Below are 16,307 nucleotides of genomic sequence, written 5' to 3'. Positions count from 1 at the left end.
ACGCAGAAAAGGACAAGTGAATGGCAGACCCCTGCATCCTTTGCGTGGCCATCACCGGCAGCCTGCCGACCAAGGCGAACAACCCGGCGGTGCCGATCAGCGTGGCTGAACAGGTGGAATCGACGCAAGAGGCCTTCGAGGCCGGCGCCGCGATCGTGCATGCCCATGTCCGCAACGACGACCAGACCCCCTCGTCCGATCCCGAGAAATTCGCGCGGCTGAAGGAGGGCGTGGAAAAGCACTGCCCCGGCATGATCATCCAGTTCTCGACCGGGGGCCGGTCGGGCGCGGGCAAGGCGCGTGGCGGCATGCTGCCGCTGCGCCCCGACATGGCCTCGCTCTCGGTCGGGTCGAACAACTTTCCCACCCGCGTCTATGAAAACCCACCCGACCTCGTCGACTGGCTGGCGAGCGAGATGCGGAGCTACGAAGTAACGCCCGAGGTCGAGGCCTTCGACCTCTCCCACATCCTGCTGGCCATCCGGCTGCACGCCGAGGGCCGGCTTTACGGCAAGCTTTACGTGCAGTTCGTGATGGGCGTGAAAAACGCGATGCCCGCCGACAAGGAAGTTTTCGATTTCTATGTTCACACGATGAAGACGCGCGCGCCGGAGGCGGCCTGGTGCGCCGCGGGCATCGGGCCAAACCAACTGATCGTCAACGAATGGGCCATTGCGGCGGGCGGGCATACCCGCACCGGGCTGGAGGACAACGTGAGGCTCGATCGCGACCGCCTTGCGCCCTCGAACGCGGCGCTGATCCGCCGCGCCGCCGATCTCTGCGCGAAATACGACCGCCCCGTCGCCACGCCCGCACAAGCCCGCGCGATCCTCGGTCTGCGCCCGGTGGCCGCCTGATGCCGCGGTTTGCCCAGATCGGCGGCCGCGTCCTGCATTATGCCTATCGGCCCGGCACCGGCAGGCCCGTCGTTTTCGCAAATTCTCTGGGCACCGATTTTCGTATTTGGGACGACGTGGTGGCGGGCCTGCCCAACTCCGTGCCGCTGTTGCGTCTGGACAAGCGCGGTCACGGCCTCAGCGAAGGCGGTGATGTCAGCATCGCGACACTGGCCGACGACATGGCGGGGCTGATGGATTTGCTGGGCCTCTCGGGCGCGGTTGTCTGTGGCGTTTCGGTCGGCGGGATGGTCGCGCAGGTGCTTGCCGCCGTCCGGCCCGATCTGGCCGCGCGGATGGTGCTGTCCAATACCGGGCTGACGATCGGAGATGCCGCGGGTTGGAACGCCCGCATCGCCGCCATTGCCACGGGCGGGATGAGCACGATCGCCGACACCATCATCGCACGCTGGTTCTCACCCGGCTTCATGGCGGCGCGCCCCGCCCTTGTCGCCGGCTACCGCGCGATGCTGGCCCGGACAGAGGCCGAGGGATATTGCGCCGTCTGCGCCGCGATACGCGATTGCGATCTGACCGCGCAGGCCGCCACCATCGCGCAGCCCACCATTTGCCTTGCCGGAACCGAAGACGCCTCGACCACGCCCGAAGTCGTGGGCGCACTTGCCCGCGCCCTGCCCTTCGCCACCCTGCGGCTGATCGACGGTTGCGGCCATCTGCCATGCATCGAGGCGCCGGGGGCCGTCATCACCGCCATTTTAGACAGTCTGGAGGCAGGATGAGCGCCAGTGTCTTCGACCATCCATGGCTCTCGGCGCTGTTTGCCGCACCCCGGATCGCGCCACTGTGGTCAGCCGAGGCGCAGATGGCGCATCTGCTGGCCTACGAGGCGGCCTGGACTGACGCACTGGAGGCGACCGGGCGCATCGGGGCCAAGGATGCCGCAGCTGCGCGCAGCCGCATCGCCACCTTTACCCCGGACATAGCCGAGCTACGGCGCGGCACCGCGACCGATGGCGTCATCGTGCCCGCACTGGTGCGCCAGTTGCGGACGGGGCTTGCCGCGCCGGGGGCGGTGCATGGCGGGGCCACGTCGCAGGACGTGGTTGACACCGCGCTGGTCCTGACGCTGCGCGCCGTGCTTGGCGTGCTGGCGGATGATCTCGATGCCCTGATCGACAGCCTGCAACGGCTGGAGCGGCGCGATGGAACCAACCCGCTGATGGGCCGCACCCGGATGCAGGCGGCGCTGCCCGTCACCGTGGCGCACCGCGTCGCGGGCTGGCGCGGCCCGCTGGCCGCCCTGCGCGACGACCTGCCGGGACTGCGCAGCCGCGCCCTGCGCCTGCAGGTGGGCGGCGCGGTGGGCGACGATGCCGCCCTTGGCGATGACGCGCCCGCAATGGCGGCCCTCGTCGCCGCCGCGCTGGAGCTGCCCGCGCCCCTGGCCAGTTGGCAGACCGACCGCACGGGGCTGGGCCATGTGGCGAACTGGCTGGCCATGCTCTGCGCCAGCCTGGGCAAGATCGGGCAGGACGTGGCGCTGATGGCGCTGCAGGGCATCGACGAGGTGCAGCTGACCGGCGGCGGCTCCTCCTCGGCCATGCCGCACAAGCACAACCCGGTGCAGGCGGAACTGCTGGTCACGCTTGCCCGCTTCGCCGCCGGGCTGAACGGCACCTTCGGGCAGGCCCTGCTGCACGAACAGGACCGCTCGGGCAGCGCATGGACGCTGGAATGGATGCTGCTGCCGCAACTGACCATGACGGCCGGATGCGCCACCGACACCGCCCTGCGGCTGACGGGCCAGATCACGCGCCTGGGCGCCTCGCCCGCGCAAGGCTGACCCGCCGCGAGCCTGCCCAAATCCACGCCGCCAGGGTTGATCGAGGACGCCAAGCCGGTATCTTGATCGGCCATAAACGCGCTGAATTGCGTAAATCCATTGATCCAAGCGGGGAATTGAAAGGCACGGACATGATACGCATTGTTGCACCCATCATGGGATTGACCCTTTTGGCGGGCTGCGGAATCGACGGAGGCGATCTGACACCGGGCGGCACCGCAAATGCTCGTATTCGCATCGCCAACATCTCGAACGCCACAATTACCTCTGTCCTGATCTCGCGCTGCGACGCGATGAGCTATGGCTTCAATCGAATGCCGCAAGGGGCGGATATTCCGCCCAATTACAGCCATGACTTTTCGGTCGCGGCCGGATGCTACGATGTGAAGGCCGGCTATGGCTATGTCACTGGCTATGCCGACGCGACCTTCACCGACATCCACGTGCCCGCTGGCGGCACCTACACGTTGGGAGTGCAATAGATGTCCGCCCGTATGCTGCTGATGGCGGCCCTTGTCGCCCTGCCGTTTCCCGCGCTGGCAGCAGACGCGCAGGTCACGACGGACGCGACAACCATCACCGTCCTCGTCCCGCAAGACTGGGAAATGATCCTTCCCCGCCCCTACTGGGCACCCGACGGCTATGACGCGCATCCCTCTACCCTGCAGGAGAGCTGGACCAACACGCTGCATGACAGTGAACACACGGTTCTCTTCACGCCGCAGACAGCCAAGGGCGAAGATGTCTATGCCCGCCCCTACATCCAGATCTGGCATGAACCCGGGACGCCGCCATCCGGCTACACCGTCGATGACGCCGACTATTCCGCCGACATCTGCGCCCAGGGCGCGCTTTACCAGGAAGACCGTCCGCCGATGGCCGGGCAGGCCGGCAAGATGTCGATCGTGGTCTGCGGCGATGACAATTTCCGCGCCTTCGTCGCGATCATCGGCACCGCCGCGCCCGACCAGTCCTCCCTTCGCTTCCTTGTCGAGGACGTGATCCCGGCCGATCCTTTCGACGTGACCGACCGCAGCAGCTGGCCCGTCAGCCTCGACACACTCCGCGCCCGCGCCGACGCCTATGCCAGCCGGTTCGAGGTGCGGGAAATCAACAGGATGTAAGGGGCTGTCCCGCGGCAGGATTTGACGGGTCCGCACATCGCCGTCGTTCAGCCGCGGTTGAACTGCTGCCACGAGGCGAGCAGCTTTGCCAGTTGCGCCTGCCGGTTCACGCCCAGCTTGGACATGGCCGATTTCAGCTGATTTCGGATGGTGTGAATACTCAACTGATCGGCGTCGGCGATATCCGACAGGGACCGGCCGTCGGCAACACGAAGGGCCACCTGCGTTTCACGCTGCGTCAGGCCATGTTCGCGCAACCGTTCATGCAATGTCGTTGAGTGCCAGGCCCTTGGCTGAATCGCCAGCAGTAGTGCGGGCGTATCGCCAGTGAAGAGCGCCCCGAAGGGCGATTCACCCAGAGTGCCGGGAACGATCCGGCCAGTCCGGCAAATGTAGCCAAGGCCGGGTGTTGCAGACCGCAACGGAAAACTCGATGAATAGTTCGGGTCGGCGGTGGCGAGGCCGTGAATTGCCCTGTCGAATTCCAAGGCCGCGCCGCGATCGACGAATTCGATCCTGCCCGATCTGTCCAACCGGATCGTGTTGCCCTGTTCCAGAAGCAGGGCGGCCGTCATGCTGAGGTGAACAACCTTGCGATCCTGATCCACCAGAATGGCCGCTGACCCCGGCCCTGAATCCATTTGCGCCAGGTGAAAATCCACCGCCCGCGCCACCATCGCGCGCGAAATCTCGAAGGCCTGCTGCACGTGGGGCAGCAGAAGCTGCATCATCTGATGAAACGGCTTTTCCAGTCGGTCCTGATCACTGCGCCGGATATGGCCGCCGAACGCGATAAAGCGATCGCCCTGATTGAAGACCATTCCGCCGACCCCGGCCGAAATGTCGCCCTGTGGCAAGACCCACCCGTCGTAGAACTCCGTCTTCTTCAGCTTTTCGTAGGGCATCATCTCGTCCGGGGACATCAGCGTTCCGCTGGCGGATCCCTGGAACCCCGGCACCCAGGCATTGAGGTGCCGGTAATGCGAGTTGTAGTCTTTCATATGGACCGGATCATAGCCATGGCCCATGAATGCAAAGAGTTTCTGGGATAGGTTGTCGCGACCAAACAAATGGGTCCGCACACCGCCGGATCGAATGTGAAGCTGTTCAAGAAACTCTGGCCAGCGGCTTTGATCCATCGCAGCCGCAAAGATCAATGTCGTCAGAACGGCAATATCGTCGGCTTCCAGATTCACTTTTACTTACAAACCTCTAGCCCTACTCAACCCGTTTTCGGAATACCAAGACCAACCATGTAACTATACTAATATCCGTAGATTAGCCCGGATGTCGCTGAAAGCAAATGCGTGCGACCCCGATTGCTTCTGCCCGCTCCTGGCCGGGTTGTCTTGCGAGAATTGAAACCGAAGAAACCCGGCCGATCACCGTTGCCCCGGACCCGTTAACGGCGCCACGACCGGTAACACCGCCACAGGGTTGCAAGATGGGCCCAGCATGTGAACGCACCACGGTACATTTCAACGGTCAGCAGGTTTCAATCTGGGGAAAATGGTGCCCGGGGGCGGCATTGTATTATCGTTCCGCTATGCTCCACGGCAAACCAGACGATCCACTAAGTCAATGAACGCAAATGCAAAAGTTGTGTCATGGTAGCCCGCCATGTTTCATGCTATAAGTTTTGTATTGGGTGGATAGATAGGTGGTTAATGGCCCGAAGCCTCAATCGCTTAAGCGCTGCACAGCTCAAGACCTTGTCTCCCGGAAAATATTCGGATGGCGGAGGGCTCTGGTTACACAAACGCCACGACGGGGGCGGCCAGTGGTTTCTCCGCGTAACCGTGCACGGGCGGCGCAGAGAGATGGGTCTGGGGTCGACGATCAGTGTCTCTCTGAAGGAGGCCCGTCAAACCGCCGAGCACTGGCGGGGTATAGCTCGCCAAGGGAAGGACCCGGTGAAGGAACGTCAGCGGCAAAATCGTGAGGCTGCTCGCAATCTGCATTGTTTGCAGGATATTGCCCTCGACGCCTTCGAGAGCCGCAAGGCCGAATTGAAGGGCGAAGGCAAGGCGGGGCGGTGGTTCAGTCCGCTTGAACTTCATGTGTTGCCGAAATTGGGCAGAGTTCCGGTTGCGGAAATTGACCAGCTAGACATCCGCGACACACTGCTTCCGATCTGGCACGCCAAGGCGGATACAGCACGAAAGGCCATGAACCGCCTGAACATCTGCATGAAGCACGCCGCTGCTCTTGGTTTGAACGTCGACCTCCAGGCGGTTGAGAAGGCAAAGGCCTTGCTCGGAAAACAGAAGCACGCCGTTGAGCATGTCCCCGCTATGCCATGGGATGAGGTCCCAGCATTTTTCGGTTCGCTGGATGATGGCACAACAACGCATCTTGCCTTGCGGATGCTAATTCTTACCGCCGTTCGCTCGCGGCCTTTGCGCTTCATGAGGTACGATCAGGTTTGCGACGATGTCTGGACCATCCCAGCTGAAATGATGAAGGGGCGGCGGGATGCAACTTCGGATTTCAAGGTACCGCTCTCGCGATTTGCTCTGGACATCTTGGATCAAGCCAAACCCTTCGAACGAGATGGCTTCGTCTTTCCGAGTGTTAAGAAGGGCGTCATCTCGGATGCAACAATGTCTCGCCTGATGGAAAGTCGCCATTTGTCCTATAGACCACACGGGTTTCGATCCTCTTTCCGCGACTGGTTGGCTGAGACGCAGCAGGTACCCTACGAAGTTGCCGAGACATGCTTGGGACATGTCGTTGGCAGCTCTATTGAGCGGTCTTACCGGCGCACTGACTACCTGAACCAACGCAGTGAGGTGATGGAACGGTGGGCCGCCCACGTTCAGGGCGGATCAATTTCCAAATCGGCCAACGTAGTGGATATATCATGACTGAGATAGGAGAGGATCAACCAGGCAAGGCAATCTGGCGAAGTCAGATTGAGGACTGTGAGGCTCAGTATCTCAACGGTGACCTGCATGCCGTCATCAAGGGCATATCAATCTGCCAAAAGTTCCGAAAGCCATTGCCAGACTGGCTTTCTGAGGCAGCTATCAATGCCTTCAAGAGCCTAATCAATGGTGAAATCCGCGGCAAAAGTGGACGAGGAAATAAACCGCTAGGTTCAACTGAGCAGCGGGCGCAAGACATCATCCGTAGGAACACGGTCATTGGAATAAGAGCTTGGCAGGTGAACCGCCACTTATGGACTTTGATGCCGGAGAAAGGGCTCACCCTGTGGCAAGAGGGAAAGCTCGACCGGTATGGGGCGACCATCGAGGACGCCTATGAAATCGCTCAGCTCTGTCTGGCCGGGACCAAAGCCCAAGGGTCTCCGAGCAGGATGAAGAAGGCATACAAGGACAAGAGTTTGGCGGACGAACACATTCCTGATTGGGGCAGCGCGGTAGCTCTGGGATTTCTGGATCCCCCAGGGCGCGTATTGCGCAGGCTATCCGCAGAAATGGCTGATTTCTTGAAGGAACGGCTGTCAAGAGAAGAAAAGCCTGATTTTGAGAGTCTCCTAAGAATCTTCTAACCAGCGCAGAAGCAGTTCCATGAACAACCATGGAGCATCACAATGCGTCTTTTGTCTTTCACGCAACTCCGCAACATGCTTGGCGGGCGGAGCCGGAGTTCGATCTACCGGGATTGGGAAAAGGGTCGGCTTCCGCGTCCGATTAAGATCGGTTCGCGCCTCTATTGGCGGGATGATGAGGTGCGCGCGGCGGTTGAAGACCATCGCTGCGCAGACCTCAACAAGGACAGTCGCGAGGGCGGTCTGCACTGATGGAAAAGAAAACCACCAAGAAGCAAAAGAAGCCCAGTACAGCGCTCCCGCTACGAAGCGAAAGCTGGAGCCTAGCCCGAACCCGTTCGGGCGTCGGGCCTTGATCGTGGAGTACATGTTCACTTTTCCCTCCGCTGATGTGTCCGATACAGTCAAGGCGGGAATCGGGAACTACGACTGGAAAATCCCCGGGATCAAGGCCATGGCGCTTGCAATGGGCATGGCAGAAGGCACCGTCCAGCAGCACCTCACATGGCTTAGGACCCGGGGCCTCCTCGAGGGCTACCTGGTCCAATTGGTCGGCCCAGCTCAAGCGTATTACCGCGTCATCGACTACATAGCGGCATGGGAATTCATCAACGTACATGTCGAAAAGGTCAAAAAGCTCAAGTCAATCTGACCGCACTGAAACGAAAGGCCCCCGAGAGGCTGTTCTCGAGGGTCAATCATTCATGAATTCCCAGCACCTAACCAAGATACCTAGGAGAACTCAATGGTATCTAAATACCTCACTCAAAACAAGCCGAAAGACCCAGAGGGCAAGTCCTACCCCTCAAACTATTATTGCCGGGCAGCCGGGGGCCTTGCCGGAGGAATGGTATTCATGAACTTGGACCGCTGGTGGCGCAATTCCAAGCTCTACATTGACGGCCACCGCTGGTCGGTACTTCAAATCAGCCGCATGGCTGATGAATTCGGTGTGGACCGTAAGACCATCGAACGGCATGTAAAACGGTTGGAGAAGCTCGGCGCCCTGCAATCAGCTCCCTACAGGCGGGGCGGCCGGCATAAGAAGGCCATACGGGTCCTTCATGACGGCATGGAGCCGATCCCAACTCCTGACGAAAAGAGCATTATCGCTGCAATAGAAGTGATGAGGTTGACTAGCAGCTAGGGGCATATTGCCCCCGGTTATAGGACGACTTGCCCGTAGTCTGCACCTATTCTGCCCCCGGAAACTGGACAAAACGCCCCATAATAGAGGAAAGTCTATCCCTGAAAAATAAAGGAAACATAAATACTCCCGTCCGCCCCTGAAGAGGCGGCGGGTATTGGGCCCGAGTCTTTCAGGAAAAGTAAGGGGGAGGGGCAAGCCCCTCCCTGACCCACCCCACTCCCCCCAGCCCCCCTCTCCCCTCCCACCGAATTCCGATAGTTACCTGAAGGCCGAGCAGTCCAAGGAAGGAGCCTATCAGCTGCCAGAAGGGTAGGTGAACCTTCGTTCGTGCGGCCTCAGTCCCTTGGTTCGCCCGACCTCTGAATTTCTAGACAGGGGCTACCGTCTCTTGGGACACCCCTGAGAGTATTTTTTTCGCTTATTTGCCCTGCCACATCGAGTGCACAGACGCGCAAGGACGAACGGTTATGGCGAAGCTAACAACTCAGAAACAGAACGTGGAGCAGCTTCGCGTCAATGAGAAGAAGTGGACGAAACCGCTCATGGAATCTGGGTGGAGCGTCTTGCCTAACATCATAATCGAGAAACAGGCGGCCATTGGCCTCGATCCCCTCGACATGAACATTATCCTCCACCTCGTGCAGTACTGGTGGTTTGCCGACAATATGCCTCATCCCTCTGTTGCTACGATTGCCGAGGCGAGGCGTGACCCCTCGCACGATCCGGAGACGGATCAAGGCGATGGAGGAACTGGGGCTTATGGAGCGCGAAGAACGGCGACAAACAAAGTTTGGCAGTGTGACAAACCTTTACAGCTTCAACGGCCTTATCAAAGCAGTGGCTCCATTTGCAGAAGAGAAACTGACCAAGAAGGCAGAAACTCAGGCCGCCGAAAAGGCGCGGATCAAGAGCAAGAAGCCCAAACTGGTGGTAGACAACAAGTAGGAGTTTCGCGGCGTAGCTCAGATGGATAGAGCGCCCTGCTTTCGACGTGTGTGCTTGGTGACACTTGCATATACCGGCAGGGAGGACGCGGGTTCAAGGCCCGCCGCCGTGCCCAAGCTGGCAGTAGGTTGCAAAGTGGAACCTTTTGCCCCATTTGAACTAATACCCGTGTCGGCAACGGCACATTGGACGGTTGGCAGAGTGGTAATGCAGCCGATTGATACTCGGTAGGACCTTAGGGTTCCGTGGGTTCGAATCCCACACCGTATGCAGAAGCCCGCCCGTGGCCACTCTGGGCGGGCTTCATTCAAGCTAGGACATTCCGAACGGTGGTCGCATGCCATTTACCACCCCGTGCGGTTTTGATCCCCCGTGTGTTCAGCTCCGCCGCGATCTGGCGAAGGGATGCGGCCCCTGCCCTGATCTGCTCGATCACTGGCAAGACGTTCTCTGCATGGGCTAGCGCCCGCGCCCTGTTCACCGCTGCGCCCTTCCGAGCCGCCTGACGCTGCTCAGAAGCCCGCTCAGGGATAGACCAGCCCAACTTAACTCCACGTGCTTTCGCCGCCGCCAGCGCCGCCTTGGTGCGCTCTGAGATTGCGCGGCCCTCTTGTTCCGCGACTGCGGCCATGATGTGCAGCACAAAGCGGTTCGCCTCGCCGTCGCGGCGCAGCAGCACGAAGAGCCGCCGATAGCCGAACCGTCGGCGCTCGTTGGCCAGTTCCCGCAACCGCCCGCGCAGCACCGTGTCCGGCGCACGCTGCGCCTGGTAGCGGACCATCTTGCGATCCGCCCCGGCAATCCTGCACGCCCGCCGTTCCGAGAGCCCGAACAGGGCCTTCAGATGCGCGACCGCCTCGCGCTTCACGGCAGGCGTCACCACTTTTTTGAAACCAGCTCCTTCATCGCGGCGAGATCCAGCATCTGCTCGGCCAGCAGCTTCTTCAGCTTCGCGTTCTCATCCTCGAGCGCCTTCAGCCGCTTCGCCTCCGACACCGTCATGCCGCAGAACCTGGCCTTCCAGTTGTAGAAGGTGCCTTCCGACATGCCGTGCTTGCGGCACAGGTCCGCACACTTTGCGCCCGCCTCGTGCTCGGCCAGGATGCCGATGATCTGCTCGTCCGTGAATCTCGTTCGCTTCATTGTCCGTCCTCAGGTTGGGCCGGACTCTAATCGACGGTGGAGGAAAAATCCCGTGGCAGGTCAGAAGAAGCGCGGCCCCTACAAAAAACGTCAGGCGGAAAATTCAAATTGAGACACTACCTTCCGGCAAACATGCTGTACATTTTGAGAGATCTAGGTAAGCTCCCGTGACCTTTTATCGTCGGGTGCTAATATGGTTGAGGCGACTGAAAAAACTGGCCAGAAACAGGCCCAGAAGGGTCAGTTCGCCAAGGGCTCTAGCGGCAACCCCAAGGGCCGCCCCAAGGGCGCGCGTGGTAAGGCGACACTGGCGGCCGAGACGCTTATGGACGGCGACGCTGGCGCGATTACCAAGAAAGCCATCGAACTCGCGAAAGCCGGCGACTTGACCGCAATCCGGCTTTGCATGGAGCGTATCTTGCCGCCCCGCAAATCCCGTCCGATGAGGGTCACCATCCCAAAGATCAATGGGCCAGAGGACATCCTCAAGGCGGTCAATGCGATCCTGATTTTCGTTTCCTCAGGTCGTATCACAACGGACGAGGCGGATGCGCTTCTGCGGACTGTCGAAGCAGCGAGGAAAGCCATGGAGACCGAGGAGGTTCACCTAGAACTCGATGAACTTCAAAAGAGAATGGAGATGATTGGTGCCTGAAACCCCGAGGGCTCGTCTTGCAAAGATGAAGAAACGGGTCGCGGTCCAAAGAGATTTATACTTGGAGGCTGTGAAACGACAAGAACATCGGACGTGGGCGTTTAGAACAGATCCGCGCTCATCGGCGGACCTTTTACTGAAGCTGAGGAAGCTAAAAAACCAGATACTGGTATCAGAAGGAAAGGACCCGGAGCCGTTGCCGGACCCTCGATCAGTAGAGGAGCCTGATCCCGCAGTTTTCGATACGGTGGAACAAATCCGGCGGGACGATGCGTTGATCGCAGCGTACCTCGCCGAAAACCCCGATGAGCATCGTCTGCCCAGCGCACGAGGGCACAGCCATGAAGAACTCCTCAAATATTGGCGCGAGAGCCCTGAGGGGCGCAAGTACCGAGAGCATTTTGCTCGCGCGTTGGCACCGAAACTGGCCGAAATCCGCAGTCGGGTTCTGTCAGGAAATGACGACGTCAGCTCTGGTCCGCAGTGCTAAAGACTCTGCTTTAACAAGAACCCAAGGTCATTTTTTGCCCCGCCGCGCGTTGTCCAATTTGCACCCGAGGCAATCAACAGCATCGGTGCGAGTTGATCAAGCAACGGTAAACCCGCCAGCTCGGCCCGTACGTTGTCTGGCGGGAAGCGTCCAATTGTGAACCGGCATGCAAAATTGACCCCGTAGCGGGGTAATCGGCGCCCAAAAATGACCCCCTTACACTGATAGTCATGTTGCTCCCGAGGTCATCGGGGAGCGCAGTGTGGGATGTTGGTTGTGGAGACGATAGCGAAGATCCGGCGGGCGTATTTTCAGGACAAGAAGTCGATCAAGCAGATCTGTCGTGAGCTGCGGGTATCCCCGCGAGACGCAGGAGATGGTCTTCGACGCGCATGACAAGGCCTTCGCCTTCTTCGGGGGCACCTGCACGCGGGGCATCTACGACAACATGAAGACCGCGGTCGACACGATCTTCGTCGGCCGCGACCGCGCCTACAACCGCCGGTTCCAGAAGATGTGCGGGCATTGCCGCAGGCACCGGCCGTCTAATATGAGCGTTTACGGTTCCTTAACCAGATTCCCCGCATAGCCTCGGTATGCGCGTTTGGAAACTCGAAGCCTGCCAAGACGAAGACCGAATTGGCTGCCGGTGGGGCTACGCTCTCGCCACTTCAGCCGATGAAGCGCTCGCCCTTTGCAGGGCCACGAGCAGCATGCCTTTCAACTTCGTGCACGAAAAGAACCCTGCGATGCTCTGGCCTGGGGCGCGCGGATCGTGCGTGTTCTGGCCCTAGTTCAGGGATTTCGACTGACAACGGGTAGAAACCGGGCAGCTCGCACAAGCTGGTGCTCTCGCGGAACAAACCACGCTACCGAAGTCCAGTGCCGCCCAATTCACCTCCCTGGCCTGCTCGCCCTTCACGAGCCAATGCGCCGCAGCTTGAAGCCATGGATCGTGGCGGATGTCGGCCAACCGGCGCGGCCGGACAAACCGCTCGATCACGCGCGCCATGTTCACGTCGAGAAGTGGCCTCGCCTCGCCATGCTGGAACAACAGGATCGCGTTCTGGACGTATTGCCCAACGGCAGGAGCCTTTGCGAGCTCCACGGGATCGCTTGGAAACTGCCCGCCCCGTGCGGCCGCATACTCTGCTAACGCCCGCATGGAACGGGCGCGCCGATTCCATAGGCCAATCGGCTTGAAGTGTTCTTCCAGCTCCTCGATGGATGCGGCCGCGAGATCAGGCCAACCCGTGAACCGCCCGAAAAACACCGGGTAGGCCCTTGCAACGGTCTCGGCCCGCGTCCTTTGCAGGAGGACTTCCACGCATATCCGCTCAAAGTCGCTCGCACACGGCCTGCGCCAAGGCAGGTTGCGGCCCTTGTCTGCGAACCAGGTGAGAAGGTCTTTTCGAAACCGCGTGATCTTGGCCTTCTCCCCCCTGGTGAGGGGATCAGGCTCAGGCAAGGGCATAAGTCTTGCTCGGCGGGAACAAGAGGTCGAGCGACCCTGCCCCGATCTTGAAGGATGGGCCGCGCTCGTAGGCGCGCCCTGAATCAAGGCGTTTCATCATGTGGTCCATAGTGATCTCGCCTTGCTCGACCAAGATGTCAAACTGGCTGCCGATAGGCTTGCGGGTATGGATCACGTCCGTGAACTCGAAATGCTCCCGGCCGTCGATGGGATGCACTTTCGCGCCGACCCAGAATGTTTCGGCGTGCTTGGCCTTCAAGGCTTCGCGCAGCTCGGACAAGTACCAGGACGCAAAGGCCCCGTCGTTAGTCGTCTTCGAAACCTCGTTCAGGATTCCTGCCTTTTCGTCGAGCTCGAAGGTTAGCCCCTGCGAGTTGATATTGGCTGCGCTCACGGTGCAATTCAGCCGGTCGCGGCCATCGCGGTAATAGCCAAACGCATCGAGCACGTCAGTCATGCTGTTGAACTTGCTGATTTCCCAATTGGGCACCTTTGCGAAGAGCTGTTTGCGGTTCTCCTGGGATTTCTTTTTCCGGCGGTAAGACTTGAGCTCGATCCCCTTGTAATCGGGCTCCCGGCGCGCGTTCATCTCGATTCCGAGGGCGGATTCGAGTGTCCGGCCGATAGCGGTGTCCGCGCGCGTTTCCATGACCGACGGCACGTAGCCACCGGCCGCGATAAGCCGCAGTTTTCCCAAGAGCTCGTCGGCAATGGATGTCGCCTCGGCCCCGATTTCTTTCATGATGTCCCAAAGCGGGCCACTCTGCCGAACATCGAGAACATGGGCCACGTCCACCTGGGTGAGGTTAATCACCGCGATGCGCCCCTCGTGCTCCGTGAGAGCAAGCATGTCGTCGGCCTCGGCGTAGGCGGGAAGCCCATATATCCAAATGCGCGGATCGCCGTCCTTCGTGGGTTTTGCTTCGGGCTTATAGAGCGAAGCCTTGGTCTCCACCGCGCCGGTTTCGCTCAACAGGTAGGCATCGAGCTTGACGCCGTTTTCCCGCGCGCCCCTGCCCTGCTCGTCAAAGTCGTGGAGCCCCGTTTCCTTGAGGTAGTTTCGCAATGGGGCGGTAGCGTCCATGATGGACTTACCAAGCCCCGTCCGCGTTGGCTGTAGCAAGGTAATGTCCACGGACTCGCCCGTTAGGCGCTTCATGCGCTCCCGTTCAATATCCGTGAGCTGGCGAAGCGGCACCGGGCTACCTCTTCCCTAGGGCCTCGTCCAGGAGCCCCCGGAAGTGCTCCCCGACCTTCTCGGCCAATCCCACGGGAACCGCGTTGCCTATCTGCGTGTATTTTGGCACCTCCCGTTCAAAGAGCCCTGCGTGAGGGTTCCCGGCGCGCCGCAGGCCGCCCGTGGTTCGCTTGCCAGCGAATTGGTACCAGTCGGGGAAGAGCTGGAGCCTCGCCCACTCCCGCACAGTTAAGATGCGGGGCTGCGAATAGTGAACGTAGTCGTCGGGAAGCGAAGTTGCCGTCATGTTGGGCTCGCCGTTGCCCCACCGTGCCTTGAGCACCCTCTGGGAGAACTTCCGGGTCTGGAAGTGCTCCGGGATTTCGCCGTTGTTGGCGAGCATGTAGTCGAACTTCTCGACCACCTCGCGCTTGTGCTTGCTGTATTCCTGCTCGGTCAGCCTAGTCCGCCCGCCGGGATTCCAGGGCGCGGGGCGGCGCAAGTGCTTCTGGATCGCCGTCCGTGCTGCTTTCGGATAGGACTTCGTTTCGAACGCACCCGGCACAAAATCATCGGACCGCAGGATATCCGCCACGGCCGGGTCCACCAGATCTCCCAAGAGATCGACAAGGTCCGGGAAGGTGCCGATCTTGCCCTTCGGGAGGAACCCGCACGCGATGGCGTCCTCGGGATCGGCGCTCGGGTCGAGCGAAGGGCACGCCTCCAGGATATCCTTGCGGATGCCCACGAGAAGGACGCGCGGGCGGTTCTGCGGCACACCGTAATCCTTAGCGTAGATCAAGGACCACCTGACCTCGTAGCCTGGGATTTTTCGAAACTCTGCCTTCACGTCCGGGAAAATGAACTCGCAGCCAGTCTTGGTCCACTTGGCGTTCAACAGGCCGCGCACGTTTTCGAACAAGAAGATCCGGGGTCTCAAGCGGCGTATGACTTGGGCCATGCGCCCGAAAAGATGGTTTGACGGGATGTCCTTCCGATCAACGGAGTAGGAGCGCCGGATTCCAATCCCAGAATAACCTTGGCAGGGCGGGCCACCGGTCAGCACGTCAAGAGTGCTGCCGCCCCCTGCACCTTGGTTTCCTGTTTCAGAGGGAATGAAATTCGCCTCCGGAATGTTCGCTAGGTCTGATACGAGCGCGTCGAGGCGTTTGCCTTGCAGGTCTTGCGCATCGTTACAGTGAAGAGCTCCGTTCTCCGCGAACGGCATACCGCCGAGTTCGTAGTGACGGTTCTGAAGGTACGTCTCCATCGCATCTTGGTGTAGCTCGTTCACGAAAACAGGTGTGAACTTGGCCTCTTCAAAGCCTAGTGAAAGGCCGCCGCAGCCCGCGAAGAGATCGACCATCGTGTAAAGTTCTGCTTTCCCGGTCTCAGTTCGCTTTGCGGATGCCTGCTGCTGATCTTCCTCGATGGCATGTTGAAGCATCATATTTTCATTCCATGATTCCCTTCCAACTCAATACCATGCCTTGTTGCTCTGGTCCAGGCGTCATCTATATTTTGTATAGTCCGCCGGCAAAGCCATTACGTGTCAATGGATTGCTTGAGGAACACCCTCCCCGACATCCAGATGCTAGTCGGTGGCCGTGCTCGTGAATTAGGACTCGTTTGCAGCCCTTGCTAGACGGCACCAACTGGCGACAGCGCCGGGTCAAAGGTGGGCACTAGGGTGGACACAAAATCTAGGTCTCTCGTTAATTATCTGGAATATAATGAAATTTTATATGTTTTGTGGTGCCCGGGGGCGGAATCGAACCACCGACACGAGGATTTTCAATCCACTGCTCTACCCCTGAGCTACCCAGGCACGGGGCGCGGCAGGATCACCTGACACGCGGGGTGAGCGCGTTCTAGACGTGGGCGCGAAGGGTGTCCAGCGGTTTTCGCGGTCCGCGCACGCGGGCGGGCCCGATC

Annotated in this window: 17 protein-coding genes, 3 tRNA genes and 2 pseudogenes; 15 read left to right on the top strand and 7 right to left on the bottom strand. The window is 60.1% G+C overall.

The window, feature by feature from the left end:
• The first annotated feature begins 20 nt into the window (after positions 1–20).
• The 5 genes from GC146_RS00605 to GC146_RS00585 all read left to right on the top strand — a co-directional run bounded on the left by GC146_RS00605 (position 21) and on the right by GC146_RS00585 (position 3,824).
• The gene (locus GC146_RS00605) at positions 21–857 is read left to right on the top strand and encodes a 3-keto-5-aminohexanoate cleavage protein (RefSeq protein WP_291832890.1); all 837 of its coding nucleotides are present in this window, start codon (positions 21–23) and stop codon (positions 855–857) included.
• Positions 857–1,636, top strand: a complete 780-nt coding sequence (pcaD, locus tag GC146_RS00600; protein ID WP_291832887.1) for a 3-oxoadipate enol-lactonase — start codon at positions 857–859, stop codon at positions 1,634–1,636. Before GC146_RS00605 ends, pcaD begins: the two co-directional genes overlap by 1 nt.
• Positions 1,633–2,700 (top strand): 3-carboxy-cis,cis-muconate cycloisomerase, encoded by a 1,068-nt coding sequence (locus GC146_RS00595; RefSeq protein ID WP_291832884.1) that lies wholly within the window; start codon positions 1,633–1,635, stop codon positions 2,698–2,700. The genes pcaD and GC146_RS00595 overlap by 4 nt, the downstream gene beginning before the upstream one ends.
• A 155-nt stretch (positions 2,701–2,855) precedes the next feature.
• The gene (locus tag GC146_RS00590) at positions 2,856–3,182 is read left to right on the top strand and encodes a hypothetical protein (protein ID WP_291832881.1); all 327 of its coding nucleotides are present in this window, start codon (positions 2,856–2,858) and stop codon (positions 3,180–3,182) included.
• A complete protein-coding gene (locus tag GC146_RS00585; protein ID WP_291832879.1) occupies positions 3,183–3,824 on the top strand; it encodes a hypothetical protein in 642 nt (213 codons plus the stop codon).
• A gap of 47 nt (positions 3,825–3,871) precedes the next feature.
• Here the strand turns inward: GC146_RS00585 and GC146_RS00580 are convergent, their stop codons facing one another.
• Positions 3,872–4,825 carry a helix-turn-helix transcriptional regulator gene (locus GC146_RS00580; RefSeq protein WP_291832876.1) on the bottom strand — a complete coding sequence of 318 codons (954 nt, stop codon included), beginning with the start codon at positions 4,823–4,825 and terminating at the stop codon, positions 3,872–3,874.
• 606 nt (positions 4,826–5,431) lie between these two features.
• Between GC146_RS00580 and GC146_RS00575 the strand changes: the two genes are divergently transcribed.
• The 8 genes from GC146_RS00575 to GC146_RS00540 all read left to right on the top strand — a co-directional run bounded on the left by GC146_RS00575 (position 5,432) and on the right by GC146_RS00540 (position 9,703).
• Positions 5,432–6,691 carry an integrase arm-type DNA-binding domain-containing protein gene (locus GC146_RS00575; RefSeq protein WP_363240819.1) on the top strand — a complete coding sequence of 420 codons (1,260 nt, stop codon included), beginning with the start codon at positions 5,432–5,434 and terminating at the stop codon, positions 6,689–6,691.
• Positions 6,688–7,338, top strand: coding sequence for a hypothetical protein (locus tag GC146_RS00570; RefSeq protein WP_291832870.1), 651 nt, complete (start codon positions 6,688–6,690; stop codon positions 7,336–7,338). The genes GC146_RS00575 and GC146_RS00570 overlap by 4 nt, the downstream gene beginning before the upstream one ends.
• 42 nt (positions 7,339–7,380) lie before the next feature.
• Positions 7,381–7,590, top strand: coding sequence for an AlpA family phage regulatory protein (locus GC146_RS00565; RefSeq protein WP_291832868.1), 210 nt, complete (start codon positions 7,381–7,383; stop codon positions 7,588–7,590).
• Positions 7,532–7,990: a hypothetical protein gene (locus GC146_RS00560; protein WP_291833427.1), complete on the top strand. Its 459-nt coding sequence runs from the start codon at positions 7,532–7,534 to the stop codon at positions 7,988–7,990. Before GC146_RS00565 ends, GC146_RS00560 begins: the two co-directional genes overlap by 59 nt.
• Positions 7,991–8,083: 93 nt before the next feature.
• Positions 8,084–8,485 (top strand): HTH domain-containing protein, encoded by a 402-nt coding sequence (locus GC146_RS00555; RefSeq protein WP_291832866.1) that lies wholly within the window; start codon positions 8,084–8,086, stop codon positions 8,483–8,485.
• 744 nt (positions 8,486–9,229) lie between these two features.
• Entirely contained in the window at positions 9,230–9,433 is a 204-nt protein-coding gene (locus GC146_RS00550; RefSeq protein ID WP_291832865.1) for a hypothetical protein, read from the top strand.
• Between the two features lie 6 nt (positions 9,434–9,439).
• Positions 9,440–9,548, top strand: a tRNA-OTHER gene (locus GC146_RS00545).
• Between the two features lie 72 nt (positions 9,549–9,620).
• Positions 9,621–9,703 (top strand) — tRNA-Ile (locus GC146_RS00540).
• Positions 9,704–9,740: 37 nt separating this feature from the next.
• On the opposite strand, the gene GC146_RS17705 is transcribed toward GC146_RS00540, so the two are convergent.
• Both GC146_RS17705 and GC146_RS00530 read right to left on the bottom strand, forming a co-directional pair.
• Positions 9,741–9,977 (bottom strand): recombinase family protein, encoded by a 237-nt coding sequence (locus tag GC146_RS17705; protein WP_363240875.1) that lies wholly within the window; start codon positions 9,975–9,977, stop codon positions 9,741–9,743.
• Between the two features lie 42 nt (positions 9,978–10,019).
• Positions 10,020–10,576 (bottom strand): annotated as a pseudogene (locus GC146_RS00530) (transposase); the annotation flags it as partial.
• Between the two features lie 193 nt (positions 10,577–10,769).
• Between GC146_RS00530 and GC146_RS00525 the strand changes: the two are divergent.
• Together GC146_RS00525 and GC146_RS00520 are read left to right on the top strand one after the other, a co-directional pair.
• Positions 10,770–11,231, top strand: a complete 462-nt coding sequence (locus tag GC146_RS00525; protein WP_291832863.1) for a DUF5681 domain-containing protein — start codon at positions 10,770–10,772, stop codon at positions 11,229–11,231.
• Between the two features lie 757 nt (positions 11,232–11,988).
• Positions 11,989–12,241 (top strand): annotated as a pseudogene (locus GC146_RS00520) (hypothetical protein); the annotation flags it as partial.
• A 270-nt stretch (positions 12,242–12,511) separates the two neighbouring features.
• Here the strand turns inward: GC146_RS00520 and GC146_RS00515 are convergent.
• The 4 genes from GC146_RS00515 to GC146_RS00500 all read right to left on the bottom strand — a co-directional run bounded on the left by GC146_RS00515 (position 12,512) and on the right by GC146_RS00500 (position 16,200).
• Positions 12,512–13,189, bottom strand: coding sequence for a hypothetical protein (locus GC146_RS00515; RefSeq protein WP_291832861.1), 678 nt, complete (start codon positions 13,187–13,189; stop codon positions 12,512–12,514).
• Positions 13,182–14,279, bottom strand: a complete 1,098-nt coding sequence (locus GC146_RS00510; RefSeq protein ID WP_291832858.1) for an MvaI/BcnI family restriction endonuclease — start codon at positions 14,277–14,279, stop codon at positions 13,182–13,184. Before GC146_RS00510 ends, GC146_RS00515 begins: the two co-directional genes overlap by 8 nt.
• 118 nt (positions 14,280–14,397) lie before the next feature.
• Positions 14,398–15,822: a DNA (cytosine-5-)-methyltransferase gene (dcm, locus tag GC146_RS00505; RefSeq protein ID WP_291832855.1), complete on the bottom strand. Its 1,425-nt coding sequence runs from the start codon at positions 15,820–15,822 to the stop codon at positions 14,398–14,400.
• A gap of 303 nt (positions 15,823–16,125) precedes the next feature.
• Positions 16,126–16,200, bottom strand: a tRNA-Phe gene (locus GC146_RS00500).
• Positions 16,201–16,307: the final 107 nt, after the last annotated feature.

This window comes from Limimaricola sp., from assembly GCF_016125575.1.
Lineage (GTDB): Bacteria > Pseudomonadota > Alphaproteobacteria > Rhodobacterales > Rhodobacteraceae > WGLM01.
Note: the sequence above shows the minus strand (reverse complement) of the source record. Positions and strands in the feature narration are given on the sequence as shown.